This is a genomic window from Streptomyces sp. NPDC045695 (assembly GCF_056432025.1).
In genome coordinates, this window is record NZ_JBWKJU010000003.1 from 44,565 (window position 1) to 68,800 (window position 24,236).

The window sequence follows — 24,236 nt, forward strand, 5'->3', positions numbered from 1 at the left end:
GGTTCAGCTCTTCTCGAAGCGGAAGCCGACGCCCCGGACGGTGGCGATGTAGCGGGGATTGGCGGCGTCGTCGCCCAGCTTCTTGCGCAGCCAGGAGATGTGCATGTCGAGGGTCTTGGTGGAGGACCACCAGGTGGTGTCCCAGACCTCGCGCATGAGCTGGTCACGGGTGACGACCCGGCCCGCGTCGCGCACCAGGACCCGCAGGAGGTCGAACTCCTTGGCCGTGAGCTGGAGCTCCTCCTCCCCCATCCAGGCGCGGTGCGATTCGACGTCGATCCGCACGCCGTGGGTGGCGGGGGCCTGGGCGTTGTCGGCGGCGCCGCGCCGGAGCAGGGCCCGGACCCGGGCCAGCAGCTCGGCCAGCCGGAAGGGCTTGGTCACGTAGTCGTCGGCGCCGGCGTCCAGGCCGACGACCGTGTCGACCTCGTCCGCGCGTGCGGTGAGGACCAGGATGGGGAAACCGTGGCCCTCCGCGCGCAGCCGCCGGGCGACCTCCAGCCCGTCCATGCCCGGCAGGCCCAGGTCCAGGACGACGAGGTCGACGCCGCCCTGGAGTCCCGCGTCCAGTGCGGTGGGGCCGTCCTCCCGTACCTCGACCTCGTACCCCTCCCGGCGCAGGGCGCGGGCCAGGGGTTCCGAGATGGATGCGTCGTCCTCGGCGAGCAGTACACGCGTCATGTGGGTGATGGTAGTCCGCGGTGACTGGATCGATAGGCCTGCCGTCAAGACCCTCTCTATCTGGGCTTATGAACTACTAAGGGCCTTCGAATATGGTCGAACGGTTCCCTCCGCGCCTGTGATCCATCTCTCAAGTACGTTCAAATGCCACCGTGTCGTGTCGTATGGTGGCGAGACGCCTGATGCACTACCTCGAGGACCTTTGTGCCGAAAAGCGAGCCAAGGGTCTCCCTTTCTGTCCTGACCGGGCACGCAGTCCCGTCGGACTGACCTGTCCGGGCTTGATGACAGTGAATGACCTATGGGCCGGGCCCCTCGCGCATCCCGCGCGAGCGGCGTGGATCCCGGGTACGGATGTTCTTTCGCTCCCACCCCACGGGGGCGAGACCCCTGGGCGTGGGGTGGGAGGTCCGTCGCCGGTGCCGGCCACCCCCCACCGGGCGCGAATGAGCTCACAAGGCGCAGCGTCCCGAGCAAGCAAGGATCGACCATGGCTTCCAGCCTGACGAAGGACCCGGCGGAATCCTCCGCCGAGAAGGCCTTCTTCGGACACCCCCGTGGCCTGGCCACTCTGTTCATGACCGAGATGTGGGAGCGCTTCTCCTACTACGGCATGCGCGCACTTCTCGTCGTCTACATCCTGTCCGGCGGTCCCGACGCGGAGGCGGGCAGCCAGGCGGGCGGCCTCGCCATGCGGACCGCCGTCGCGACGGCGATCTACTCCGTCTACGTGGCCATGGTGTACCTCATGGCCCTGCCCGGCGGCTGGTTCGGCGACCGCGTCTGGGGTGCCCGCAAGACGGTCACCATCGCGGGCGGCGTGATCATGGCGGGCCACTTCGCGCTCGCCGTTCCGGGCCAGGCGATGTTCTTCGTCGGCCTCGCGCTGGTGGCGGTCGGTTCCGGCCTGCTGAAGGCCAACATCTCCACGATGGTCGGCCACCTGTACGACGGTCCGCAGGACCCCCGCCGCGACAGTGGCTTCACGCTCTTCTACGTGGGCATCAACCTCGGCGCCTTCGTGGCCCCGCTCGCCATCGGCACGGTCGGCCAGACCGTCAACTGGCACCTGGGCTTCGCCATGGCCGGTCTGGGCATGGCGCTGGGTCTGGGCCAGTTCCTCATGGGCACCAAGCACCTGAGCGCCACGAGCAGCCTGGTCCCGAACCCGCTCACCGTCCAGGAGCGCAACGCGGTCATCGTCCGGCTGGCGGCGGCCGTCGGCATCATCACCGTCTTCTACGCGGTCGTGGCCTTCGCCGGCATGTTCACGCTGAACTGGGCCATGATCCCGCTGACGATCGCGGGTCTGCTGATCCCGATCGGCGTGCTCGCCCGCATCAAGCGCGACAAGGACCTCTCGGCGCCCGAGCAGTCGAAGATGACCGGCTACATCTGGTTCTTCGTCGCCGCCGCCGTCTTCTGGATGATCTACGACCAGGGTGGTTCCACGCTGGCCGCGTTCGCCGAGACCAAGTCCGCGAACACGCTCTTCGGCTTCGACTTCCCGTCGACCTGGTTCCAGTCGCTGAACCCGCTCTTCGTGATGTCCCTGGCCCCGGTCTTCGCCTGGCTGTGGATCTGGCTGGCGCGCAAGAACCAGGAGCCGACGACCATCGTGAAGTTCGCGATGGCCCTGGTCCTGGTCGGCGGCTCGTTCTTCGTCTTCGTCGTGCCGATGGGCATGGCGGGCGACGGCGGCAAGGTCAGCCCGATGTGGCTCGTCTCGATCTACATGATCCAGACGATCGCCGAGCTGTGCCTGTCCCCGGTGGGTCTGTCCGTCACCACCAAGATGGCTCCGCAGAAGTACGCGAGCCAGATGATGGGTGTCTGGTTCCTCGCGGTCACCGCGGGTGACTGCACCACCAGCCTCCTGTCGATCGCCGGTGTGGACCTGAACGGCACCACGATCATCGCGGCGCAGGCCGCGCTGGCGGCGCTCGCGGGCTTCGCGATCTACATGTACCGCAAGCAGGTCCAGACGATGATGGGCGACGTCCACTGACGCACCCCCCTTCACGACGGGACGGCCCGGCACACCGAAAGGCGTGCCGGGCCGTCCCGTTTCCGCGTACGGGAGGCGCCGCTACCGGGTGCCGCGCAGGCGGCGCCACGGGGTGAAGGTGAACACCGCGCCGCCGAGCAGGATCACCGTGCCGGCGACCAGGGCCAGGGCCTTGATGCCGCCCTCGTCCTGCGCCCCGGTCTCGGCGAGGCCGCCCGAGGTGGTGCTGCCGGTGGTGGAGGTCGAGGAGCCGGAGCCGCCCGCCTGCGCGGTGGTGTCCAGTTCCAGGGAGACGCCGCTGCTGGTCGCCTTGCAGGGGACGTTGATCGGCGTGGCGCCCGGGGCCATCGTGACGTCGATCGTCAGCTGGTCCGGGCTCAGCGTGACCTTGCCGGTCTTGCCCGGCTTGTAGGTGCCGGTCATATCGCTGAGGCTGACCGGGGCCTTGTCGGGGATCGGCTCCGCGTTGGCCGGGCCGGCGACCTTGACCGTGCCGCTGTCCGCCCCGCCGAGCTTCACGGCCATCGAGGGCTTGAGGGCTCCCGCGGGCAGGGCCATGGGCGCGGCCATCGCGCCCTTGGCGGTCTTGACCGTCAGGTCGTAGCTGCCGCCGTTCTTCTTGGCGTTGATCGTGACCGGGGTCTTGATGCCGCCCGGAACGACCGGCCCGCAGTCGAAGGCCACCTCGACGGCCTTGCCCGGGAAGTCGGTCTGGCCGCCGCCTCCGCCGGTGGTCCCGCCGGAGGTCGAACCGCCCGAGGTCGAACCGCCGGAGGTCGTGCCGCCGGTCGTGGTGCCGGTCGTGGTGCCGCCGGAGGTCGTACCGCCGGTGGTGGTCCCGCCGTTCGTCGTCCCGCCGCTGGAGCCGGCGGACACGTCGATGGTGGCCCCGCCCTTCACCTCACCCGTCGGCGCGCACTTGGTGACGAAGGTGCCGAAGGAGAAGGTGACGGCGACCTCGTACTTGCCGGGAGTCAGGGTGATCTTGCCGGCCTTGGTGAGCTTCAGCTTTCCCTTCATGGTCGACATCTGCATGGGGGCCTTCTTGGGGATCGGCGGGTTCTTCTTCTCCCCGACGACCTTCAGCTCGCCGCCACCCTCGCCCACCGTGATCCAGCCGGTGGGCTGCACCGCGTCCTTCGGGATGTCCATCAGGTCCGTGTTGTTCGAGGCCGGCTTGACCGTCTCCCAGGACACGTCGACCTCGTCACCGACCTTGGCCGTGGCCGGGGCCGTCACCTTGGCGGTGGTCTCGCCCTCCACCGGGTCGCCGCCGCCGGCCGGCGGCACGCACCTGACCTTGTACGTGGCGTCCGCGGCCTGAGCGGGAGAAGCCGCTGTGGCAAGGCCCGCGCCGCCGAGCAGCAGCGCGACCACGGCCGCGCTCACCCTCCGTTGGGTCTTCACTGGTGTCCCTTCGTCGTCGAACGGTTCTCAGACGGTGCGGACGTCTGTGGTGCTGTCTCCGGCGCGCTGTCCGGGGTGAACCACGGCAGGACCGCCGTGGGGGTCTCAGGGGGGCCGGCCGCCTGCTCCGAGCGGGCGGGCGCGGCGGCCCGCAGGGCGGACAGCCGGGGCAGCCGGGCCGTGACGGCCGATGTCTCCTCGGCGGGCCGGGCTCCGCGGTGGCGGCCCGCCGCGGGCACCCGGCGGGGCCGGACCCGGTCGACGACGGCCATGCCGATACGGAAGACGGCGGCCGGGATCACCAGCAGGAGCAGGCCCCAGAAGAGCAGCACCCCGTACGGCCGGTCCACGCCCCAGGGCTGGGTGGCCATGACGGTCTCGCCGTACTTGAGGGAGATCGTGTAGTCCCCGTACGCGCCCGCGGCGAGGCTGACGTCGAGCGCGATCTCCGCCTTGCCCCCCGGCGGGATGGTGCCCTTCCAGCGGACCTCCTCCCACAGCGGGGCGAACACGCCGTGGGCGGTGCCGAGCTGGAAGACCGGGTCCTTGACCGGGGCCGAGCCGAGGTTGCCGACGGTGACCTCGAACCTGCGGCCGGGCGGCGCGCCGAACCAGGTCAGCACCCCGTCCTCGCCCTCCAGCCGGACCCCGGTGAGCAGGGCGAGGCGGGCCGTTCCGGACGCGGCGGGCAGCTCGGCCACGGGGTGGCCGGTGATCTTCAGGGGTGCGGAGACGGTGGACTGGTCGCCGTTGACGGAGGTGACGTTGACGACGCAGGGGCAGGGCTTGGGCGGTGCCACCACCGCCAGGGAGGCGGTGAAGCGCCCGTCGTCGCCGACCGAGACGGCCGCGCCGTCGGCGTTGGCGCAGCTGTTGGTGCCGCCGATCATGTTCTGCCCGCAGACCAGCAGCATCACCAGGGTCTTGGCGCGCCAGCCGGTTCCGGTGACGGTGATCTCGGTGCCGGGGGCGGCCTCCTGGAGCGAGAGCGCCGCGGTGGGCTTGCCCTCGTCGGCGGCGGCCGGGGCCGCAGGCAGCAGCGCGAGGGCCGCGGCCACCAGTACCGCCAGCGCCGCCAGCGCCGTCGCGGCGAACCGTTCGATCCTGCCGCTCACCTGGCTGCTCCCGTCAGTTGGTGGTCCGCTGCGGCTTCGCTCCCGGAATCGGGCCGCTCCCCGTCGCCCGGGCCGGGCCCGGGCACGCCGCCGCCCCGGGGCCGCCCGCGCCGTACGAGGAGCAGCGCGGCCGCCGCGCTCCCGCCGAGCAGGAGCAGGCCGGCCCCCGCCCAACCGGCGCCCGGCCGGGGCGTGAACCACGCCGAGGCGGAGCCCGTGGCCGGAGCCGCGCCCGGGGCGGTGACCGTGAGGGTGAAGGCGACCCGGTCCAGGGCGGGGGCCGCGGGCCAGGGTTCGGTCAGCCGGACCCGCTGGCCCGGAAGCAGCTCGACGGGCAGGGGCCGGGGGCCGCCTGCCCGCTCCCGGCCGAAGGTCCCCGCGGCCCTGACCGCGAGCTCGGGGGCGAGGGCCACGTTGCCCCGGTTGACCAGGGTGTACGCGACCTGCGCGGCGGCGCCCCGGCCGTGCACGGCGACGTCCTCGACGGTGAGGGCGGCCAGTGTGGGGCCGCTGACCCGCAGGTGGACCCGTACGCCCACCTCGCGTCCCGCCTCGGTGGCGACCACGGCGGCGGGGTGGTCGCCCGGCGGGGAGGAGGGCGGCACGGTGACCGTGAAGGGGACCACCGCGCGGGTGCGGGGCGGGATCGTCACGGTGGCGCCCGCGCCGAAGCTGATCCAGGCGCCGGCCCCGGCGCCGGGGCCCTCGGCGGAGCCCGTGGCCGAGGGCCGCCCCGGGCGCACCGCGAAGGCGCCGTCGGCGGTGTTGTAGGCGTCGGCGCCGCGCAGGGTGACGGTGTGTTCCTCGTCGCTGGTGTTGGCGAGGGCCAGGCGGTCCTCCAGCACGGTGCCGGCGTCCCCCGCGAGGTAGAAGTACGGGCGGGCGCTCCCGGATCCGGCGGCGGGCTCGGCGGTCCAGCCCGGCTCGTCGGCGGCCGCGCCGTACGCGGGGGCCGCTGGGATCGCGTACAGCGCGGCGGTGGTCAGCAGGAGGACACCGGCGCGCTTGAGGGCGTGGAGCAGCACGGGCATGGCCGGGGCGCTCCGTTCAGGACCGGGCCCGCTGGCCGCGCCGGGTCAGCCAGAGCACGCCGGCGACGCCCGAGAGCAGCACGGTGCCGCCGAGGGTGCCGAGGGCGAGGGCGGAGTCGGCCGGTCCGGTCTGCGGGAGGGTGTCGCCCCCGGCGCCGTCCTGCGTGGCGCCGCCGGATTGCGTGCCGGCGCCGCCGGCGGCCGTCACGTCCAGCTCAAGGGAGGGACCGGGGTTGTTGCCGGGGGTGCAGGTGGTCGTGGTGCCCATCGCCTTGATGGTGAGCACCCCGGCGGTGAAGGTGACCTTGCCGCTCTTCTTGGGCGTGTAGGTGCCCGAGAGGTCGGTGATCTTGATGGGCGTGTCGGCGGGCGCGGCCTCGGGGTTGGGCGGACCCGAGACCGGCACCGACACCTTCTCGGCGCCGCCGACGAGGATCACGGCGCTGGGGCTCATCGCGCCCTTGCCGAGCTCGATGGGGCTGGAGGAGACGCCCTTCTGGAAGGACATCGTGAGCTTGTAGGCGTCGCCGTCCTTGACGGCCTTGATGTCGATGGGCGATACCGCCGACTTGTCCCCGATCGGGGTCTTGCAGTCGTAGGCGACGTCGACGACGGCGGCCTGGGCCGCGGGCGCGGCCAGCAGGACCGCCGGTCCGGCCGCCAGCGCGGAGGCCAGCGCGAGCGCGGTGGAGCGTTTCCGGTCGGACACCTTCGTCTTCCCCTCGGACCACAGGTAACTGACGACACATCAGATGAGTGGCTCAAGGTACGCCCGGGCCCTTACGGAGGGAAGACAAAGGACAGGCCGGGATCGACCGTTCGTCAGTGGACGCGCAGACCCTTCTGCCACACGGCGGAAACGAGCGGAACGCCGGGGCGGTAGGCCAGGTGGACGTGGCTCGGGGCGTCCAGCAGGGCCAGGTCGGCGCGGGCTCCGGGGGTGACGACGCCGACGTCCGCGCGGCGCAGGGCGCGCGCCCCGCCGGCGGTGGCCGACCAGAGCGCCTCGTCGGGGGTCATCCCCATGTCGCGGACGGCGAGCGCGATGCAGAACGGCATGGAACTGGTGTAGGAGGAGCCGGGGTTGCAGTCCGTGGACAGGGCGACGGTCGCACCCGCGTCGATCAGGCGCCGGGCGTCGGGCCACTGGGCGCGGGTGGAGAACTCGGCGCCGGGCAGCAGGGTGGCCACCGTGGTCGCGGCCGCCTGGGCCAGGGCGTCCACGTCGGCGTCGGTGAGGTGGGTGCAGTGGTCGGCGGAGGCGGCTTCGAGCTCCACGGCGAGCTGCACGCCGGGGCCGTGGGAGAGCTGGTTGGCGTGGACGCGCGGGATCAGCCCGGCGGCGGCGCCCGCGGTGAGGATCGTACGGGCCTGGTCGCCGTCGAAGGCGCCCTTCTCGCAGAAGACGTCGACCCAGCGGGCGTACGGGGCGCAGGCGTCCAGCATCTCGCCGGTGACGAGGTCGACGTAGCCGGCCGGGTCGTCGGCGTAGTCGGGGGAGACGATGTGCGCGCCGAGGTAGGTGACCTCCTCGGTGTGCGCGGCGGCGATGCGCAGGGCGCGGGCCTCGTCGGCGACGGTGAGGCCGTAGCCGGACTTGGTCTCGAAGGTGGTGGTGCCCTGGCGGCGGGCCTCGTGGAGGTGGCGCAGCAGGTTGGCTTCGAGTTCGGCGTCGGTGGCGGCGCGGGTGGCGGCGACGGTGGTGCGGATGCCTCCGGCGGAGTAGCTGCGGCCGGACATGCGGGCGTTGAACTCGGCGGTGCGGTCGCCGGCGAAGACGAGGTGCGAGTGGGAGTCGACGAAGCCGGGGATGACGGCGCGGCCGTCGGCGTCGAACGTCTCGTCCGCGGCCGGGGCCTTGGCGGCGGGGCCGACCCAGGCGACGTGGTCGCCGTCGAGGACGACGGCGGCGTTCTGGACGAGGCCGAGGGGGCCGTCGCCGAGGGCGGGGTCGTTGGTGACGAGGCTGCCGATGTTGGTGATTGCGGTGGTGGTCATGGTTCCTCGCGATCGTCGAGTTGTTGTTCCCCCGCCCCGCCCTTTCACCGTTTCCCGGGGCTCCGCCCCGGACCCCGCTCCTCAAACGCCGGAGGGGCTGGAAAACAGGGGCGGGGTGGGGGAAGGGCCCGCCGCAGGCGGCGTCGTCAGGCGCGGAGGGCCGCGATGGTCTCGGCCAGGGCCGACGGGACGTCCGGGACCAGCTGGTGCGACCCGTCGCGGACCACGTGGCGGCCGCCGACCACCGTGTGGCGGACGTCGGCGGCGGAGGCGGCGAAGACCGCCGTCTCCGCGCCCAGCCGCGCCACCGGCCCCGCCGTGCGGACGGAGTCCAGGGCGATCGTGGTGAAGTCCGCGAGCGCGCCCGCCTCCAGGCGGCCCGCCTCGGCCCAGCCCAGCGCCGCGTGGCCGTCGGCGGTGGCCGCCCGCAGCAGCGCCGCGGCCGTCCAGTGGCCCCGCGTACGGCTGGCCAGGCGTTCGTTGAGCTCCATCGCCCGGGCCTCTTCGAGCAGGTCGATCACCGCGTGGCTGTCGCTGCCCAGCGACAGCGGGCTGCCGGCCCGCTGGAGCCGCACGGCCGGGCCGATTCCGTCGGCGAGGTCCCGTTCGGTGGTGGGGCACATGCAGGTGCCGGTCGCGGTGCCACCCAGGAGGGCGATGTCCGTGTCCGTGAGGTGCGTGTTGTGGACGCCGGTGGTGCGCGGGCCGAGCACCCCGTGGTCGGCCAGCAGCTCGGTCGGGGTACGGCCGTGCGCGGCCCGGCAGGCGTCGTTCTCCGCGGTCTGCTCGGAGAGGTGGACGTGCAGGGGGGCCCTGCGGTCCCCGGCCCACTGCGCGACGGTGGCGAGCTGGTCCGCGGGGACGGCCCGTACGGAGTGGATCGCGGCGCCGATCCGGGCGTGCTCGCGCCCCTTGAGCGCGGAGACCCGCTCGGCCCAGGCCTCGGCGGTGCCGTCGCTGAAGCGCAGCTGGTGGTGGTTGGGGGGCTCTCCGAAACCGGCCGAGAGGTAGGCCGTGTCGAGGAGGGTGATGCGGATGCCGGCTTCGGCGGCGGCCGCGATCAGGGCCTCGCCCATGGCGTTGGGGTCCGCGTACGGGGCGCCGCCGGGGGCGTGGTGCACGTAGTGGAACTCGCCGACGGCCGTGATGCCGGCCAGCGCCATCTCCGCGTACACGGCCCGGGCGAGCGCGAAGTAGGCGTCGGGGGTGAGGTTCTGCGCGACGGAGTACATGACCTCGCGCCAGGTCCAGAAGGTGCCGGAGCCCACCTGGACCGTGCCGCGCAGGGCCCGGTGGAAGGCGTGGGAGTGCGCGTTGGCCAGGCCGGGGAGCGTCAGCCCGCGCAGGACCTCGGCGCCCGGGGGCGGGCTCTCGGTCCCGGTCACGAGCGAGGCGATCCGCCCGTCGGCGGACACCTCCAGGGCGACGCCCGGCTCGACGTGCGTGTCGAGCCAGGCGTGCTCCAGCCAGTACGTCGTCGTCACCGGCACGCGAGTCCTTCCAGTACGTCGGCGAGGGCGAGGACGCCGGCCACGCAGTCGTCCTCGGCGGCGAACTCCCGCGGGGAGTGGGAGACACCGGTCGGGTTCCGTACGAACAGCATCGCGGTCGGGACGGCCGCGGAGAGGATTCCGGCGTCGTGTCCCGCCCCGGTGCCCAGGACGGGGACGGCCCCGCCCAGGATCCGGTTGAGCTCGTCGCGCAGGGCGTGCTCGAACTCGACGACCGGGGTGAAGGACTCCCGGACGATCGCGAGGTCGATGCCGTCCTGGTCGGCGCGCTCGCGCGCGGCCTTCTCGACGGCGGTGACGACCGTGTCGAGGGTGGCCTGGTCGGCGGCGCGGGAGTCGAGCCAGCCGCGCACCAGGGACGGGATCGCGTTGACCCCGTTGGGCTCGACGGAGATCTTCCCGAAGGTGGCGACGGCCCCGGCGAGGGCCGCCTCCGTACGGGCGGCCAGGACGGTCGCCGCGTACGTGAGCATCGGGTCGCGGCGGTCCACCAGGCGGGTGGTGCCCGCGTGGTTGGCCTCGCCGTGGAAGTCGAACCGCCAGCGGCCGTGCGGCCAGATCGCGGAGGCGATGCCGACCCGGTCCCCGGAGAGGTCCAGGGCGCGGCCCTGTTCCACGTGGAGCTCGACGAAGGCCCCGATGCGGCCCAGGCGTTCGGGGTCGGCCCCGATGGCGTCCGGGTCGTAGCCGGCGGCCTCCATGGCCCGGGGCAGGCTGATGCCGTCGGCGTCGCGCAGCTCGTACGCCTTCTCCTTGGTCAGCTGCCCGGCGGCGAGCCGGGAGCCGACGCAGGCGAGGCCGAAGCGGGCGCCTTCCTCGTCACCGAAGTTGGTGATGGCCAGCGGCCTGGAGAACTCCGCGCCCCTCCTGCGGAGTTCGTCCAGGGCCGCGAAGGAGGACACCACTCCGAGGGGGCCGTCGAAGGCCCCGCCGTCGGGGACGGAGTCCAGGTGCGAGCCGGTGACCACGGCGTCCCCCGCGAGGGGGTCGCCGAGCCAGGCCCACTGGTTGCCGTTGCGGTCGGTCTCGTACGTCAGCCCGCGGGCCTGGGCCTGCGCCTGGAACCAGGTCCGGCAGTCGGCGTCGGCGCCGCTCCAGGCGTAGCGGCGGTAGCCGCCGCTGTCCGCGTGCTTGCCGATGGGTGCGAGCTCGGCCCACATCTCGTGGAAGGTCACGCGGAGTCGCCCTCGCGCATGGGGACGCGGACGCCGCGCTCGTCCGCGACCGACTCGGCGATGTCGTATCCGGCGTCGACGTGGCGGATGACGCCCATGCCCGGGTCGTTGGTGAGGACGCGGCGGATCTTCTCGCCGGCCAGCGGGGTGCCGTCGGCGACCGTCACCTGGCCCGCGTGGATGGAGCGGCCCATGCCGACGCCGCCGCCGTGGTGGATGGAGACCCAGGAGGCGCCGGAGGCCACGTTGACCATGGCGTTGAGCAGCGGCCAGTCGGCGATGGCGTCGGAGCCGTCGAGCATGGCCTCGGTCTCGCGGTACGGGGAGGCCACCGAGCCGCAGTCGAGGTGGTCGCGGCCGATGACGAGCGGGGCGGCGAGGGTGCCGTCGGCCACCATCTCGTTGAAGCGCTCGCCGGCCTTGTCGCGCTCGCCGTAGCCGAGCCAGCAGATGCGCGCGGGCAGGCCCTGGAAGTGGACCCGCTCGCCGGCCATCTTGATCCAGCGGTGCAGGGACTCGTTCTCCGGGAAGAGCTCCAGCATCGCCTTGTCGGTCTTGTGGATGTCCGAGGCCTCGCCCGAGAGCGCCGCCCAGCGGAAAGGGCCCTTGCCCTCGCAGAAGAGCGGGCGGATGTAGGCGGGGACGAAGCCGGGGAAGGCGAAGGCGCGGTCGTAGCCGGCCAGCTGGGCCTCGCCGCGGATGGAGTTGCCGTAGTCGAAGACCTCGGCGCCGGCGTCCATGAAGCCGACCATGGCCTCGACGTGCTTGGCCATGGACTCGCGGGCGCGGGTGGTGAAGCCGGCCGGGTCCTTGGCGGCGTAGGAGGCCATGTCCTCGAAGTCGACGCCGACGGGCAGGTAGGCCAGCGGGTCGTGGGCGCTGGTCTGGTCGGTGACGATGTCGATCGGGGCGCCCTCGGCCAGCATCTGCGGGAGCAGCTCCGCGGCGTTGCCGAGGAGGCCGATGGAGAGCGGCTTGCGGGCGTCGCGGGCCTCGACGGCGAGCTGGAGCGCGTGGCGCAGGTCGTCGGCCTTGACGTCCAGGTAGCGGTGCTCGATGCGGCGCTCGATGGCGCGCGGGTCGACGTCGATGCAGATGGCGACGCCGTCGTTCATCGTCACGGCCAGCGGCTGGGCGCCGCCCATGCCGCCGAGGCCGGCGGTGAGGGTGATGGTGCCGGCGAGCGTGCCGCCGAACTTCTTGGCGGCGACGGCGGCGAAGGTCTCGTAGGTGCCCTGGAGGATGCCCTGGGTGCCGATGTAGATCCACGAACCGGCCGTCATCTGGCCGTACATGGTCAGGCCCAGGTTCTCCAGGCGGCGGAACTCCTCCCAGTTGGCCCAGTCGCCGACGAGGTTGGAGTTGGCGAGCAGGACGCGCGGCGCCCACTCGTGGGTCTGCATCACGCCCACCGGGCGGCCGGACTGGACGAGCATCGTCTCGTCCTGCTTGAGGGTCTGGAGGGTGCGGACCATCGCGTCGTACGAGCGCCAGTCGCGCGCGGCCTTGCCCGTGCCGCCGTAGACGACGAGCTTGTCGGGGTGCTCGGCGACCTCGGGGTCGAGGTTGTTCTGGAGCATCCGCAGAGCGGCCTCCTGCTGCCATCCCAGGGTGCTGAGCTCGGTGCCTCGCGCGGCACGTACGGGGCGGGGTCCTGACATGGCGGTGCCTCCTCCGATGTTGGTCAATCTATTCACATCCTCGCGTCCTGAATAGATTCAGTCAACACCTGCGCACGGCGCCGTCGGATGATGGGATGGCGGACATGGCTGCCACCACGCACGCGGGAGAGCACGAGGGAGAGCACGCGGGACAGGGCGCCGCCGCGCGCCGGGACCTGGCCGTACGCGCCGCCGTCGAGCAGGGGCTGCTGGACGCCGACCCCCTGGCCTGCCTCCTGGACGTCGCCGGGATCCGGGCTTCCGCGGCCGCCCTGACCAGCGCATTCGCGGACGCTGTGGCACCGGGCACCCCCGTCCTGCACGCCTTCGCGGTGAAGGCGGCCCCCCTCGTGCCGGTGCTGCGGCTGCTCGCCGGCGCGGGGCTCGGCTGCGAGGTCGCCAGCCCCGGCGAGCTGGCACTGGCCCGGGCCGCGGGCGTCCCCGCCGGGCGGACGGTCCTCGACTCCCCCGCGAAGACCGCGGCCGACCTGCGGGAGGCCCTGGCCCTGGGCATCGCCGTCAACGCCGACAACGCACAGGAGCTGGCCCGCCTCGACGCGCTCGTCGGCTCCGGCCCCGCCTCCTCCCCGATCGGGATCCGGATCAACCCGCAGACGGGCGCGGGGACCATCGGCGCCCTGTCCACGGCCACGGCCACCTCCAAGTTCGGCGTGGCCCTGCGCGATCCGGGCGCGCGCGAGTGGCTCGTGCGGGCCTACCGGGACCGGCCCTGGCTCACCCGCCTGCACGTCCACTCGGGCTCCCAGGGCCTGCCGCTCCCCCTCATCGCGGAAGGCGTACGGGAGGTGCACGCACTGGCCGAGGAGATCAACGCGGCGGCCGGGCGCCGCCAGGTCGACACCCTCGACATCGGCGGCGGCCTGCCGGTGAACTTCGCCTCGGACGAGCAGACCCCGACGTACGCGCAGTACGTGGCCGCCTTGCGCGAGGCGGCCCCCGGGCTCCTCGACGGCTCGTACGGGATCGTCACGGAGTTCGGCCGGTCCCTGCTCGCCAAGAACGGCCTGGTCCTGGCGCGGGTCGAGTACACCAAGACCAGCGGGGGCCGCCCGATCGCCCTCACCCACGCCGGGGTCCAGGTGGCGACCCGCACCGCCTACGCCCCGGCGGCCTGGCCGGTGCGGATCCTGCCGTACGACGCGAAGGGCGCCCCGAAGACCGGCGACCCGGTGGCCCAGGACATCGCGGGCCCGGCCTGCTTCGCGGGGGACCTCCTCGCGACGGCCCGGGAGCTGCCGCGGCTGGCGCCGGGGGACGTGATCGGCGTCCCGGACACGGGGGCGTACTTCTTCACGGCGCACTACGGCTACAACAGCCTGCCGCGCCCGGCGGTGCACGGCTTCACGGTGACGGCGGCGGGCGGGGTCCGCTTCCGCCTGGCCAGGCCGGCGCAGAGCCTTGCGGACATCGTCGCGGAGGCGGGCGGCGGCTTCGGGGACGCCCTGCTGTAGGGGGTGTCTGGCGGGCCAGGCCGGGTCAGGGGGCCGATACGGTGGCCGCCAGGGCCGGGGCCAGGCCCGTGACGAGCTCTTCGGGCGTCAGCCAGGTCACCGCGGGCAGGACCTACTCGACGAACAGCCCGCGCGCGGCGGCCCGCGCGTCGAAGGCCTCCAGCCGGGCCTGCGCGTCCGGCAGGGCGTCCGCCATCGCCTCCAGCAGCACCCGCCCCAGCAGCATCGGCGCGCACGCCGTGTCGAAGGCCAGCCCGGTCCCGACCGGCGCCGGAATCAGCAGGTCCGAGTGGCGGGCCACCGGCGCGAAGGCCGAGTCCGCGACCGTCACCACGGTCAGGCCGGCCCGCCGGGAGCTCTCCAGGGTCTCCACGAGCTCGCGGGGGTAGCGCGGCAGCGCGAAGCACAGGAGCGCCGTGGCCCCCTCGTAGAGGGCGGCGTCGATCCGGTCCTCCATCATCGAGCCGCCCTCGTCGAGCAGGCGTACGTCCGGATGCACCTTGCCGGCGAAGTACGCGAACCCGCGCGCCTGCGAGGACGCCGCCCGCAGTCCCAGCACCGGCAGCGGGCTCGATGCCGCGAGCAGCCGCCCCGCCTCCTGGACCGGCGCGGGATCGGCGAGCATCACGGACAGCCGGCGCAGGTTCTCGATCTCCCCCTGGACCGCCTGCTGGTACTCGTTGTACGCGTCCTCGTGCTCGCCGCCGGCCCGCTCGGCGGGAGCGACCTCGCGCAGGTGGCGGCGCAGCGCGGGGTATCCGTCGAAGCCCAGCGCCACGGCGAACCGGGTCACGGAGGGCTGGCTCACCCCGGCCAGCTCGGCGAGCTCCACGCTCGACAGGAAGGGCACGTCCGCCGCCCCGCGGACCATGCAGTGCGCGATCCGCCGCTGGGTCGGCGTCAGCCGGTGCCCCTCGAACAGCTTCTGCAGCCGCGCTGCCGGGCTGTCACTCATGGCGCCCCTCCGTCCCGGTGAAATATTCAGTCACGGAGCACTCTGCATGCGCCTATGCAGCCGGGGCAAGCCGCGCTCGCGATCCGAATACGGGGGCTAGCACCCGTGCCCGCCCGTCGGGCGGTTCCTACCGTGGGGGCATGGACGCCCACGCCCAAGAGCTGAAGAAGGAACTGGAGAAGGTCGACACCCAGATCCGGCGCCGGCTCGCGGAGCAACGCCTGGCCGCGGCGCGCGGCGCGGCCGGTCCCGCCGCGGCGGAGGGGAACTTCGGCGAACGCTTCGGCTTCGCCGTCGTCACGCTGGTGCTGGCGATCCCGCTGTCGGCCATCGCCGCCGCGCAGGCCCACCTGTCGGGGCTGGTGGTGGCCTGGGCCGGGATCGTGGGCGTGAACCTCATCCACGCCGGTCGCCTCCGGCGGGGGTCCGCCGAGTAGGGCCGCTGCGGCGGCCTGAAACGGGCGGAGGGATGGCGCGGGGACCGCCGCACCCTCGGTCGCCCGAGGGGCGGGACGACGGCGGTCCCCGCGAAGGACACGGCCGGGTCAGGGCCGTCCGCGTCCGTGGCGTCCGCACGGTCCGGGAGCCGCTCCGGAGGTGCGCGAACGCCGTTCGGTGGCGCCGGCCGGGTTCCGGTCTCCCGGACTTCCCTGCCGACGACCACCACTGTGCCGGAGCCGTGTTAAGCGGGTGCTGCCGTCACGTGACGGGCCCGTACCGATTGCGCGTCGCCCACGTGCGGCCCCGTAACGGCTACTTGGCCGTCTTCGCCAGGAACGCCAGCAGGTCCTGACGGCTCACCACGCCGGTCGGCTTGCCCTCGACCAGCACGATCGCCGCGTCCGCCTCGCCGAGCACCGACATCAGCTCGGACACCGGCTCGCCGGAGCCGACCTGCGGCAGCGGCGCGCTCATGTGCTTCTCCAGCGGGTCGTTCAGGGAGGCCCGCTGCGCGAACAGCGCCGACAGCAGCTCCTTCTCGACCACCGAGCCGATGACCTCGGCCGCCATCACGTCGGGGTGACCGGCGCCCGGCTTGACGATCGGCATCTGCGAGACGCCGTACTCCCGCAGGACCTCGATCGCCTCGCCCACGGTCTCCTCGGGGTGCATGTGGACGAGGGAGGGAATGCCGCCCTCCTTGTCGGCCAGCACGTCGCCGATGCGCGCGGACGGGCCGGCCTCCTCCAGGAAGCCGTGGCTCGCCATCCACTCGTCGCTGAAGATCTTGCTGAGGTAGCCGCGGCCGCTGTCCGGGAGCAGGACGACGACCACGTCGTCCGGGCCCAGGCCCTCGGCGGCCTTCAGCGCGGCCACGACGGCCATGCCGCAGGAGCCGCCGACGAGGAGGCCCTCCTCCTTCGCCAGCCGGCGGGTCATCTGGAAGGAGTCCTTGTCGGACACCGCGATGATCTCGTCAGTGACGTTGGGGTCGTAGGCGGTCGGCCAGAAGTCCTCGCCGACGCCCTCGACGAGGTAGGGACGGCCCGAGCCGCCCGAGTAGACCGAGCCCTCCGGGTCGGCGCCGATGACCTTGACCTTCCCGCCGCTGACCTCCTTGAGGTAGTTGCCGGTACCGGAGATCGTGCCGCCCGTGCCCACGCCCGCGACGAAGTGGGTGATCTTCCCGTCCGTCTGCTCCCAGAGCTCGGGGCCCGTGGTCTCGTAGTGCGAACGGGGGTTGTTCGGGTTGCTGTACTGGTCGGGCTTCCAGGCGCCGGGCTCGCGAGCGAGGCGGTCGGACACGTTGTAGTACGAGTCCGGGTGCTCGGGGTCGACGGCGGTCGGGCAGACCACGACCTCGGCGCCGTACGCGCGCATGACGTTGATCTTGTCCATCGACACCTTGTCAGGGCAGACGAAGATGCACTTGTAGCCCTTCTGCTGGGCCACGATGGCGAGTCCTACACCCGTGTTGCCGCTGGTCGGCTCCACGATGGTGCCACCGGGCTTGAGGGCTCCGCTCTGCTCGGCGGCCTCGATCATCCGTACGGCGATCCGGTCCTTGACGGACCCACCGGGATTGAAGTATTCGACCTTCGCAAGGACGGTGGCCTGGAGGCCTTCGGTCACACGGTTGAGCTTCACCAGCGGGGTGTTGCCGACGAGGCTGATCATCGAGTCGTGGAATTGCACCATGTTCTCCAAGGAGGGGACTCCACGGGTTCTCCGGGAGGTCCGGCCAGAGTATGCGGAAAGGGATTGGCCGACCGTGCGTACGGGGCAGGTAGGGATCAACGAGGACCGAGGAGGTGGCCTGAAGGGTGTCCAGGGCGAGAACGGCCCGCCGGATCGCGGCGGGGGCAGCGTACGGCGGGGGCGGACTCGGACTGGTCGGGGCCGCCACGGTGGGACTGGTGCTGGCGGAGATGCAGTTCGCCAAGCGGACGGTGGGGACGGGCCTGCCGGACCCGCCGCGCGCGGACGGGCTGTACGGGAGCGAGTTCGGCGGGCCGGAGCAGAGCCCGGGCCCGCTGCGCCTGGGCATGCTGGGCGACTCCACGGCCGCCGGGCTCGGGGTCCGGCGGGCCCGGCAGACTCCGGCGGCCCTGCTGGCCTCGGGGCTGGCGGCGGTGGCGGAGCGGCCGGTGCAACTGCGCAACGTGGCCCTGTCGGGGGCCATGTCCGACGATCTCGACCGGCAGGTGGGGCTGCTGCTGGATGACGGCGCACCCGCTCCGCACGTGTGCGTGATCATGATCGGTGCGAACGACGTGACGCACCGGATGCCGCCCACCCAGTCCGTGCGGCTGCTGACCTCGGCCGTACGGCGGCTGCGGCTGGCCGGCTCCGAGGTCGTCGTGGGCACCTGCCCGGACCTGGGCACGATCGAGCCGGTGTACCAGCCGCTGCGCTGGCTGGCCCGCCGGGTCTCGCGCCAGCTGGCCGCCGCCCAGACCATAGGAGTGGTCGCGCTGGGCGCCCGTACGGTCTCGATGGGGGACCTGCTGGGCCCGGAGTTCGCCGCGAACCCCCGCGAGATGTTCGGCCCGGACTCCTACCACCCGTCGGCGGAGGGGTACGCGACCGCCGCCATGGCCATGCTGCCGACGCTGTGCGCGGCCCTGGGGCTGTGGCCGGAGTCCGACCGGCTGGACGTGTCCCGCGACGAGGACATCCTCCCGGTGGCCAAGGCCGCCTCGGCCGCCGCGGGCCAGGCGGGCACGGAGGTCACCGCGGCCCGCGGCCCCTGGGTCCTCCTCAAACACCGCCGCCGCCGCCGCGTCCAGGCCGAAGACCTCCCCACCCCGCCCGACCCGGGCCCAGACACCGCAACAGCAGGCGCCTGGGGCCCACCCTGACCGCAACACCCATCCCGGCCACCCCAAACCCGCCCCCAATCCCAGCCCCGCCCCCACTCCAGCCCCGCCGCACAACCAGCCCCGCCGGCGTTCGAGGCGCGGGGGCCCGGGGGCGGAGCCCCACCTCAGCCCCGCCGGCGTTTGAGGCGCGGGGGCCCGGGGGCGGAGCCCCCACCTCCAGCCCCGCCGGCATTCGAGGCGCGGGGGCCCGGGGGCGGAGCCCCCACCTCCAGCCCCGCCGGCATTCGAGGCGCGGGGGCCCGGGGGCGGAGCCCCCGCAACGGCGCCGCACCAGCGGCAGACTGGAAGCCGCGGGCACCCGCACGAGACCCCGCCACCCCCGCGGGAGCGACCGGCATCACACCGCACCCCCGGTGACCTGGACCGTACGGGGCGGTAACTTCGCTTGCGGTCCCGCTTAGAGCCGCAACACACCCTTGGAGTCCCGATGCCCGAAGCCGTCATCGTTTCCACCGCCCGCTCCCCCATCGGGCGGGCCTTCAAGGGGTCCCTCAAGGACGTCCGCCCGGACGACCTGACCGCGACGGTCATCCAGGCCGCCCTCGCCAAGGTCCCCGGGCTGGACCCGCGCGAGATCGACGACCTGATGCTCGGCTGCGGCCTGCCCGGCGGCGAGCAGGGCCACAACCTCGCCCGCATCGTCGCGGTACAGATGGGCATGGACTACCTGCCGGGCGCCACCATCACCCGGTACTGCTCCTCCTCGCTCCAGACCTCCCGCATGGCCCTGCACGCCATCAAGGCGGGCGAGGGCGACGTCTTCATCTCCGCGGGCGTCGAGATGGTCTCCCGCTCGGTGAAGGGCTCCTCCGACGGCCTGCCGGACACCCACAACCCGCTCTTCGCGGACGCGGAGGCCCGTACGGCCGCCGTCGCGCAGAGCGAGGGCGCGTCCTGGCACGACCCGCGCGAGGACGGCCTGATCCCCGACGCGTACATCGCGATGGGCCAGACCGCCGAGAACCTGGCCCGCCTCAAGGGCGTGACCCGTCAGGACATGGACGAGTTCGGCGTCCGCTCGCAGAACCTCGCCGAAGAGGCCATCAAGAACGGCTTCTGGGCCCGCGAGATCACCCCGGTCACCACCCCCGACGGCACGGTCGTCTCCACCGACGACGGCCCGCGCGCCGGCGTGACCCTGGAGGGCGTGCAGGGCCTCAAGCCCGTCTTCCGCCCCGACGGGCTCGTCACGGCCGCCAACTGCTGCCCGCTCAACGACGGCGCCGCGGCCCTGGTCATCATGAGCGACACCAAGGCCCGCGAGCTGGGCCTGACCCCGCTGGCCCGGATCGTCTCCACCGGCGTCACCGGCCTGTCCCCCGAGATCATGGGCCTGGGCCCGGTCGAGGCCTCCAAGCAGGCGCTGAAGCGCGCCGGGCTGACGGTCGGCGACATCGACCTCTTCGAGATCAACGAGGCGTTCGCGGCCCAGGTCATCCCGTCGTACCGGGACCTGGAGATCCCGCTGGACAAGCTCAACGTCAACGGCGGGGCCATCGCCGTCGGTCACCCGTTCGGGATGACCGGTGCCCGCATCACCGGCACCCTGATCAACAGCCTGCAGTTCCACGACAAGCAGTTCGGCCTCGAAACGATGTGCGTCGGCGGCGGCCAGGGCATGGCGATGGTCATCGAGCGCCTCAGCTAGGTCCCGCGCGGCCCATTCACCGCAAGGGATCCTGCGCGTCCCCGAGCGGCGTACTGACGCGGGGTCTAATCCCTTCGCGGCCTACCTGTGACCGAATCTCCCCCAGGATGTGACCTACGTCCTGGGGGATTGGCATTCCCGCAGGTCACGGGCAGTACAGGGGGTACGGGTGTGACGAAAGACCTGTCCAATTCGTGGCGTAATGCACTGCACGCCATTCCCAGGTCGGGAGACTCTGATGTAGGAAGTCGGGGGATCGAATCACCTCAGGAGTTAGTCAGTGAGCGCCATGTCTCTTGCCCTGCTGCTGACCACGGCCGCTGCCACCGCCGTGGGCGCTGCTGCGCTGCACGCCGTCCATGCCCTGCGCAAGCAGGTCACCGCGCTGCGCAGCGAGCTCGCGATGCCGGTCCACCCGCGCGGTGTGGCCGTCCCGCACGCCCGCAGCGCCGTGGAGTCCCCCGCCGCCGAGATACGAGCCGCCGTCGCCGAGGCCCTCGCCGAGGAGCGCGAGCGCGAGCTGGCCGAGGCGCGCGCCTTCTGGGCCGCGCAGGAGGCCCGGGACGCCGCCGACGCCTCCTCCCCGCGCTTCGCCGGGGACAGCCCCACCTCGCTGCTGGGCGGCCTGCCCGGTCTCGGCGAGGACAGCCCGGTCTTCCTGCCCCGGCAGGCCGATCTGGTGGGGCTGGAGCCCGTGCTCGGCGAGGACTCCCTCGACGACCTCCCCGGCTACCCGGAGGACTCGGCCGAGCTGGCCGCCGCCCGCCGGCGCCACCCCTCGCACCCCGACTTCGTACCGGCCCAGGCGCAGCACCCCGGCGCCGACCACGAGCGCACCGTGAACCGCCTGGAGGAGCTCGCGGAGGCCCGTACGGCCCTCGCGGACGTCCGCCCCGGCCCGCTGGGCACGCTCGACGTGTACGTCTTCACCGACGGCACCACCCTGTGCATGACCCCCGGGCACCGGGAGACCGCGGAGCGCCTGGCCACGGCCCTGCGCTCGGGCACCGCGCCGGTCCTGCTGGGCGGTTCGGGCATCTCCGGCGCCTACGCGCTGACCTTCTCCTGCGGTGACGCCGAGAACCCCGACAACAACGTCTACATCCTCGCGGACCGGGTCATCGCCTCGCTCTGACCCGTCGCCTCACTCCGAGTCAGCGCAGCGCCCTGGCTTCCGCCTGCTCCACCAGCCGCACGGCCTCGTCCAGCATCCCGGACGGGGCCTTCGCGCCGTCCGGGGCCGCCGCGGCGGCCCGCAGCGCCTCGGCGAGGTCCAGCCCGGCCACGGCCACCTGGTCGCCGACGACGAAGATGCCCTCGTCCGGCATCTGACGCGGCGCCCCCGCGGGCGTCCCGGCGGGCCCTTCCAGCAGCTGCGCCCGTACGGAGAGCTCGCGGGCCAGGTCCAGGGCCACGGCGGCCGCTCCCTGCTGCAGGCGGCTCTGCGGCGCGGCCCGCAGCCGGTCGGCGAAACGTTCCACGACGGCGGTCAGGGGCGAGGTATCAAGCACCCGGCCGACCTTACGCGCCGTCCGGGCACCATTGCCAACGGACGAACAGTCCGGCACGGTGGCGTGAAGAGAACAGCACGGCAATACCTCCGGAGGCGCCCATGTCCGTAGAGTTCTCCGAGCAGACACACCGCAACATGATCGACAGAATCCCCCAGACCACCGGTCGTGAGCTCACCGACTGGCTCCGCACCGTCGACGAAGGCCCCTCCCTCGTCCGGTTCGAGGAGAAGGTCAGCTGGCTGCGCGGCGCGCACGAACTGTCGTACGGCCAGGCCAAGGCGATCATCCACGAGTACGACCTGCGCAGAGCCGCACGCCGGTTCGGCTGAACCCCCGTCCCCGACTGCGACCCCCTCGTGTTCCACACGCGAGAAGGCCCCGCGAGCGGTGTGCTCGCGGGGCCTTCCCGGTGCTGCGGAGGGGACGGACGGCCGTGTGGCCGCCGGCCCGGCTAGTCGTCGCCCGAGAGGATCTGGAAGATGCGCAGCATCTCGACGTAGATCCACACCAGGGTCATGGTGAGGGCGAAGGCCGCCAGCCAGGACTCCTCGCGGGGGGCGCCGTAGGCGATGCCGTCCTCGACCTGCTTGAAGTCCAGGGCGAGGAAGCACGCGCCGAGGATGACGCCGATGGCGCCGAACAGCAGTCCGAGGCCGCCGCTGCGGAAGCCGAGGCCGTCACCGCCGCCGAAGACGGCGAACAGCGAGTTCACGACCATGAGCAGGATGAAGCCCAGGGCCGCGGCCATCACGAAGCCGTAGAAGCGGCGGGTGACTCGGATCCAGCCCATCTTGTAGGCGAGGAGCACGGCGGCGAAGACGCACATCGTGCCCATCACGGCCTGGATGACCACGCCGGGGCTGAGGTAGGTGCTGGTGGCCGCGCTGACCACGCCGAGGAAGACGCCCTCAAGGGCCGCGTACCCCAGGATCAGGGCCGGGGAGGCCTTGCGCTTGAAGGACTGGACCATCGCCAGCACGAAGGCGACGAGGCCCGCGCCGACGGCGATCATGTAGGACTTGCCGAGGTTCGCCGGGTCGACGGGCAGCAGGATCCACGACAGGGTCGCCGTCACGATGAGCGTGCCGAGCGTCATGGCCGTACGGCTCACGACGTCGTCCATGGTCATCACGTTGGCGCGCGCCGGTGCCTGCGGCATGCCCGTCGCCGGGTCGGTCGCGTACGGGTTCGTCGCGTACGGATTGGTCCCGGCCTGCTGGTGCTGCTGCGCGTCGAATCCCGCGTAGCCACCGTTGTCGCGGCTGAACCCCCGTCGCGAGAAGACCGGGTTACTGCTCCTCATCTCACTCCTCCGTGGCCACCGAGCGCGGCCTTAGCCTCAAGAGTAATGCGCTCGCAAAGAAAGCACCCTACTGCTGGAGGAGGATCTTAGGAGAAGGCGTGGCGAAGCGCAGGGGCATAAGGAGGGGCACTTCGCGAGACTGCGGAAGTGCCCGGAGCCGGACTTGAACCGGCACGGCCCGAAGGCCAGCGAGGTTTAAGCTCGCCGTGTCTGCATTCCACCATCCGGGCAGTGCGTGGCGGCCCCCGTAGAAAAGCCTTGAACGCGGTGCCGAGCCTATCCGGATCGGTCTTGATGCCAACCGGCCATCTATCCGATGTTGTCTTATTTTATTGGCGCTTGAGGGTCCGTCAGACCCAAGAACGCACGGTCGGCCCGGTCTGGAGGCGATCACCACCTGTGTGGGAATGACGGGATTTCGATGGCCCGCGCCACCCCGTGCGCCACCCCTCCCGCCACCCCGGGCCACCGCTGGTCTATCAGGGCCTCGTCATACCAGAGGAGGAGGCGCACGCTCCGCCCGTCAGACTCCAGTGGGCCAGGGAACCGGCACGACGGCTGATCCGGAGCGGGGTCCGCCCGGCGAGGATGGGAGGGTCCCGCCCCGCAGACGTAGGAGCCGTCCCGTGACCACCATGAACTACGCCCCGCACACCGCCCAGGCCGTGGCCGCCCGCGCCACCGGCCTCTCGAAGGTGTACGGCCAGGGCGAGACCCAGGTGGTCGCCCTCGACAACGTCTCCGTGGACTTCGCCCAGGGGCAGTTCACCGCGATCATGGGCCCCTCGGGCTCCGGCAAGTCCACGCTGATGCACTGCGTCGCCGGCCTGGACACCTTCTCCGCCGGGTCCGTGCGCATCGGCGACACCGAGCTGGGCTCCCTCAAGGACAAGCAGCTCACCCAGCTGCGCCGGGACAAGATCGGCTTCATCTTCCAGGCCTTCAACCTGCTGCCGACCCTGACGGCCCTGGAGAACATCACGCTCCCCATGGACATCGCCGGCCGCAAGCCCGACAAGCAGTGGCTGGACTCGGTGATCGCCATGGTCGGCCTGTCGGAGCGCCTCTCCCACCGCCCCACCCAGCTCTCCGGCGGCCAGCAGCAGCGCGTGGCCGTCGCCCGCGCCCTGGCCTCCCGGCCCGAGATCATCTTCGGCGACGAGCCCACCGGCAACCTCGACTCCCGCTCCGGCGCCGAGGTCCTCGGCTTCCTGCGCAACTCGGTCCGCGAGCTCGGCCAGACCGTCGTCATGGTCACCCACGACCCGGTCGCCGCCTCCTACGCGGACCGCGTCATCTTCCTCGCCGACGGCCGCATCGTCGACGAGATGCTGCGCCCCACCGCCGACGGCGTGCTCGACCGGATGAAGGACTTCGACGCCAAGGGCCGCACGAGCTGACCCGGGGCCGCTCCCGCCTCCCGAAGCCCTCCTC

21 protein-coding genes and 1 tRNA gene are annotated in these 24,236 nt (G+C 72.6%); 8 read left to right on the forward strand and 14 right to left on the reverse strand.

The genetic code is table 11. The features are described 5' to 3' along the window. Positions 1-3: 3 nt before the first annotated feature. A complete protein-coding gene (locus AC07DU_RS06555) occupies positions 4-681 on the reverse strand; it encodes a response regulator transcription factor (RefSeq protein ID WP_360891605.1) in 678 nt (225 codons plus the stop codon). A 490-nt stretch (positions 682-1,171) separates the two neighbouring features. On the opposite strand from AC07DU_RS06555, the gene AC07DU_RS06560 reads away from it, so the two are divergent. Continuing rightward, positions 1,172-2,689, forward strand: a complete 1,518-nt coding sequence (locus tag AC07DU_RS06560; protein ID WP_479028343.1) for a peptide MFS transporter — start codon at positions 1,172-1,174, stop codon at positions 2,687-2,689. Between the two features lie 81 nt (positions 2,690-2,770). On the opposite strand, the gene AC07DU_RS06565 is transcribed toward AC07DU_RS06560, so the two are convergent. From AC07DU_RS06565 to hutU, 8 genes are all read right to left on the reverse strand, one after another. Beyond that, positions 2,771-4,096, reverse strand: coding sequence for a hypothetical protein (locus tag AC07DU_RS06565; RefSeq protein ID WP_479109966.1), 1,326 nt, complete (start codon positions 4,094-4,096; stop codon positions 2,771-2,773). Continuing rightward, complete coding sequence (locus tag AC07DU_RS06570; protein WP_479109968.1) at positions 4,093-5,211, reverse strand: neocarzinostatin apoprotein domain-containing protein; 1,119 nt, start codon at positions 5,209-5,211, stop codon at positions 4,093-4,095. The genes AC07DU_RS06565 and AC07DU_RS06570 overlap by 4 nt, the downstream gene beginning before the upstream one ends. Next, positions 5,208-6,242, reverse strand: a complete 1,035-nt coding sequence (locus tag AC07DU_RS06575; protein WP_479109970.1) for a COG1470 family protein — start codon at positions 6,240-6,242, stop codon at positions 5,208-5,210. The genes AC07DU_RS06570 and AC07DU_RS06575 overlap by 4 nt, the downstream gene beginning before the upstream one ends. A gap of 16 nt (positions 6,243-6,258) precedes the next feature. Further along, positions 6,259-6,951 (reverse strand): LPXTG cell wall anchor domain-containing protein, encoded by a 693-nt coding sequence (locus tag AC07DU_RS06580; RefSeq protein WP_479109972.1) that lies wholly within the window; start codon positions 6,949-6,951, stop codon positions 6,259-6,261. Positions 6,952-7,064: 113 nt separating this feature from the next. Next, a complete protein-coding gene (gene hutI / locus AC07DU_RS06585) occupies positions 7,065-8,240 on the reverse strand; it encodes an imidazolonepropionase (RefSeq protein WP_479109974.1) in 1,176 nt (391 codons plus the stop codon). 146 nt (positions 8,241-8,386) lie between these two features. After that, positions 8,387-9,730 carry a formimidoylglutamate deiminase gene (locus AC07DU_RS06590; RefSeq protein WP_453374120.1) on the reverse strand — a complete coding sequence of 448 codons (1,344 nt, stop codon included), beginning with the start codon at positions 9,728-9,730 and terminating at the stop codon, positions 8,387-8,389. Then, positions 9,721-10,911, reverse strand: a complete 1,191-nt coding sequence (locus AC07DU_RS06595; protein WP_479029034.1) for an allantoate amidohydrolase — start codon at positions 10,909-10,911, stop codon at positions 9,721-9,723. The genes AC07DU_RS06590 and AC07DU_RS06595 overlap by 10 nt, the downstream gene beginning before the upstream one ends. An 11-nt stretch (positions 10,912-10,922) precedes the next feature. Next, positions 10,923-12,587, reverse strand: a complete 1,665-nt coding sequence (gene hutU / locus AC07DU_RS06600; protein WP_360891583.1) for a urocanate hydratase — start codon at positions 12,585-12,587, stop codon at positions 10,923-10,925. A 104-nt stretch (positions 12,588-12,691) separates the two neighbouring features. Here hutU and AC07DU_RS06605 point away from each other — a divergent pair, with 104 nt between their 5' ends. Continuing rightward, positions 12,692-14,059, forward strand: coding sequence for a type III PLP-dependent enzyme domain-containing protein (locus AC07DU_RS06605; protein WP_479109976.1), 1,368 nt, complete (start codon positions 12,692-12,694; stop codon positions 14,057-14,059). A gap of 112 nt (positions 14,060-14,171) precedes the next feature. Here AC07DU_RS06605 and AC07DU_RS06610 read toward each other — a convergent pair whose 3' ends face one another. After that, positions 14,172-15,014: a MurR/RpiR family transcriptional regulator gene (locus tag AC07DU_RS06610; protein ID WP_479028364.1), complete on the reverse strand. Its 843-nt coding sequence runs from the start codon at positions 15,012-15,014 to the stop codon at positions 14,172-14,174. A 140-nt stretch (positions 15,015-15,154) separates the two neighbouring features. On the opposite strand from AC07DU_RS06610, the gene AC07DU_RS06615 reads away from it, so the two are divergent. Next, a complete protein-coding gene (locus AC07DU_RS06615) occupies positions 15,155-15,451 on the forward strand; it encodes a hypothetical protein (RefSeq protein ID WP_479109978.1) in 297 nt (98 codons plus the stop codon). Between the two features lie 316 nt (positions 15,452-15,767). Here the strand turns inward: AC07DU_RS06615 and AC07DU_RS06620 are convergent, their stop codons facing one another. Beyond that, complete coding sequence (locus AC07DU_RS06620; protein ID WP_360891658.1) at positions 15,768-17,150, reverse strand: cystathionine beta-synthase; 1,383 nt, start codon at positions 17,148-17,150, stop codon at positions 15,768-15,770. A gap of 128 nt (positions 17,151-17,278) precedes the next feature. On the opposite strand from AC07DU_RS06620, the gene AC07DU_RS06625 reads away from it, so the two are divergent. From AC07DU_RS06625 to AC07DU_RS06635, 3 genes are all read left to right on the forward strand, one after another. Further along, positions 17,279-18,316 carry an SGNH/GDSL hydrolase family protein gene (locus AC07DU_RS06625; protein WP_453374116.1) on the forward strand — a complete coding sequence of 346 codons (1,038 nt, stop codon included), beginning with the start codon at positions 17,279-17,281 and terminating at the stop codon, positions 18,314-18,316. A 448-nt stretch (positions 18,317-18,764) separates the two neighbouring features. Beyond that, entirely contained in the window at positions 18,765-19,985 is a 1,221-nt protein-coding gene (locus tag AC07DU_RS06630; protein WP_360891563.1) for an acetyl-CoA C-acetyltransferase, read from the forward strand. 289 nt (positions 19,986-20,274) lie between these two features. Further along, positions 20,275-21,120, forward strand: a complete 846-nt coding sequence (locus AC07DU_RS06635; protein WP_360891656.1) for a hypothetical protein — start codon at positions 20,275-20,277, stop codon at positions 21,118-21,120. A 19-nt stretch (positions 21,121-21,139) separates the two neighbouring features. Here AC07DU_RS06635 and AC07DU_RS06640 read toward each other — a convergent pair whose 3' ends face one another. Beyond that, entirely contained in the window at positions 21,140-21,496 is a 357-nt protein-coding gene (locus AC07DU_RS06640) for a hypothetical protein (protein WP_479028371.1), read from the reverse strand. Positions 21,497-21,597: 101 nt separating this feature from the next. Here AC07DU_RS06640 and AC07DU_RS06645 point away from each other — a divergent pair, with 101 nt between their 5' ends. Then, a complete protein-coding gene (locus AC07DU_RS06645; RefSeq protein ID WP_360891558.1) occupies positions 21,598-21,828 on the forward strand; it encodes a DUF4287 domain-containing protein in 231 nt (76 codons plus the stop codon). 122 nt (positions 21,829-21,950) lie between these two features. On the opposite strand, the gene AC07DU_RS06650 is transcribed toward AC07DU_RS06645, so the two are convergent. Both AC07DU_RS06650 and AC07DU_RS06655 read right to left on the reverse strand, forming a co-directional pair. Continuing rightward, the gene (locus tag AC07DU_RS06650) at positions 21,951-22,802 is read right to left on the reverse strand and encodes a Bax inhibitor-1/YccA family protein (RefSeq protein ID WP_479109980.1); all 852 of its coding nucleotides are present in this window, start codon (positions 22,800-22,802) and stop codon (positions 21,951-21,953) included. Positions 22,803-22,950: 148 nt separating this feature from the next. Continuing rightward, a tRNA-Leu gene (locus AC07DU_RS06655) sits at positions 22,951-23,032 on the reverse strand. A gap of 405 nt (positions 23,033-23,437) precedes the next feature. On the opposite strand from AC07DU_RS06655, the gene AC07DU_RS06660 reads away from it, so the two are divergent. Next, positions 23,438-24,202 (forward strand): ABC transporter ATP-binding protein, encoded by a 765-nt coding sequence (locus tag AC07DU_RS06660; RefSeq protein WP_360891653.1) that lies wholly within the window; start codon positions 23,438-23,440, stop codon positions 24,200-24,202. Positions 24,203-24,236: the final 34 nt, after the last annotated feature.

Coding starts and splice junctions, on each gene's coding strand:
- AC07DU_RS06610 (WP_479028364.1), bottom strand. CDS start 15,014: ATGAGTGACAGCCCGGCAGCGCGGCTGCAGAAGCTGTTCGAGGGGCAC.
- AC07DU_RS06615 (WP_479109978.1), top strand. CDS start 15,155: ATGGACGCCCACGCCCAAGAGCTGAAGAAGGAACTGGAGAAGGTCGAC.
- AC07DU_RS06660 (WP_360891653.1), top strand. CDS start 23,438: ATGAACTACGCCCCGCACACCGCCCAGGCCGTGGCCGCCCGCGCCACC.
- AC07DU_RS06635 (WP_360891656.1), top strand. CDS start 20,275: ATGTCTCTTGCCCTGCTGCTGACCACGGCCGCTGCCACCGCCGTGGGC.
- hutU (WP_360891583.1), bottom strand. CDS start 12,587: ATGTCAGGACCCCGCCCCGTACGTGCCGCGCGAGGCACCGAGCTCAGC.
- AC07DU_RS06645 (WP_360891558.1), top strand. CDS start 21,598: ATGTCCGTAGAGTTCTCCGAGCAGACACACCGCAACATGATCGACAGA.
- hutI (WP_479109974.1), bottom strand. CDS start 8,240: ATGACCACCACCGCAATCACCAACATCGGCAGCCTCGTCACCAACGAC.
- AC07DU_RS06605 (WP_479109976.1), top strand. CDS start 12,692: ATGGCTGCCACCACGCACGCGGGAGAGCACGAGGGAGAGCACGCGGGA.
- AC07DU_RS06560 (WP_479028343.1), top strand. CDS start 1,172: ATGGCTTCCAGCCTGACGAAGGACCCGGCGGAATCCTCCGCCGAGAAG.
- AC07DU_RS06630 (WP_360891563.1), top strand. CDS start 18,765: ATGCCCGAAGCCGTCATCGTTTCCACCGCCCGCTCCCCCATCGGGCGG.
- AC07DU_RS06555 (WP_360891605.1), bottom strand. CDS start 681: ATGACGCGTGTACTGCTCGCCGAGGACGACGCATCCATCTCGGAACCC.
- AC07DU_RS06650 (WP_479109980.1), bottom strand. CDS start 22,802: ATGAGGAGCAGTAACCCGGTCTTCTCGCGACGGGGGTTCAGCCGCGAC.
- AC07DU_RS06595 (WP_479029034.1), bottom strand. CDS start 10,911: ATGTGGGCCGAGCTCGCACCCATCGGCAAGCACGCGGACAGCGGCGGC.
- AC07DU_RS06575 (WP_479109970.1), bottom strand. CDS start 6,242: ATGCCCGTGCTGCTCCACGCCCTCAAGCGCGCCGGTGTCCTCCTGCTG.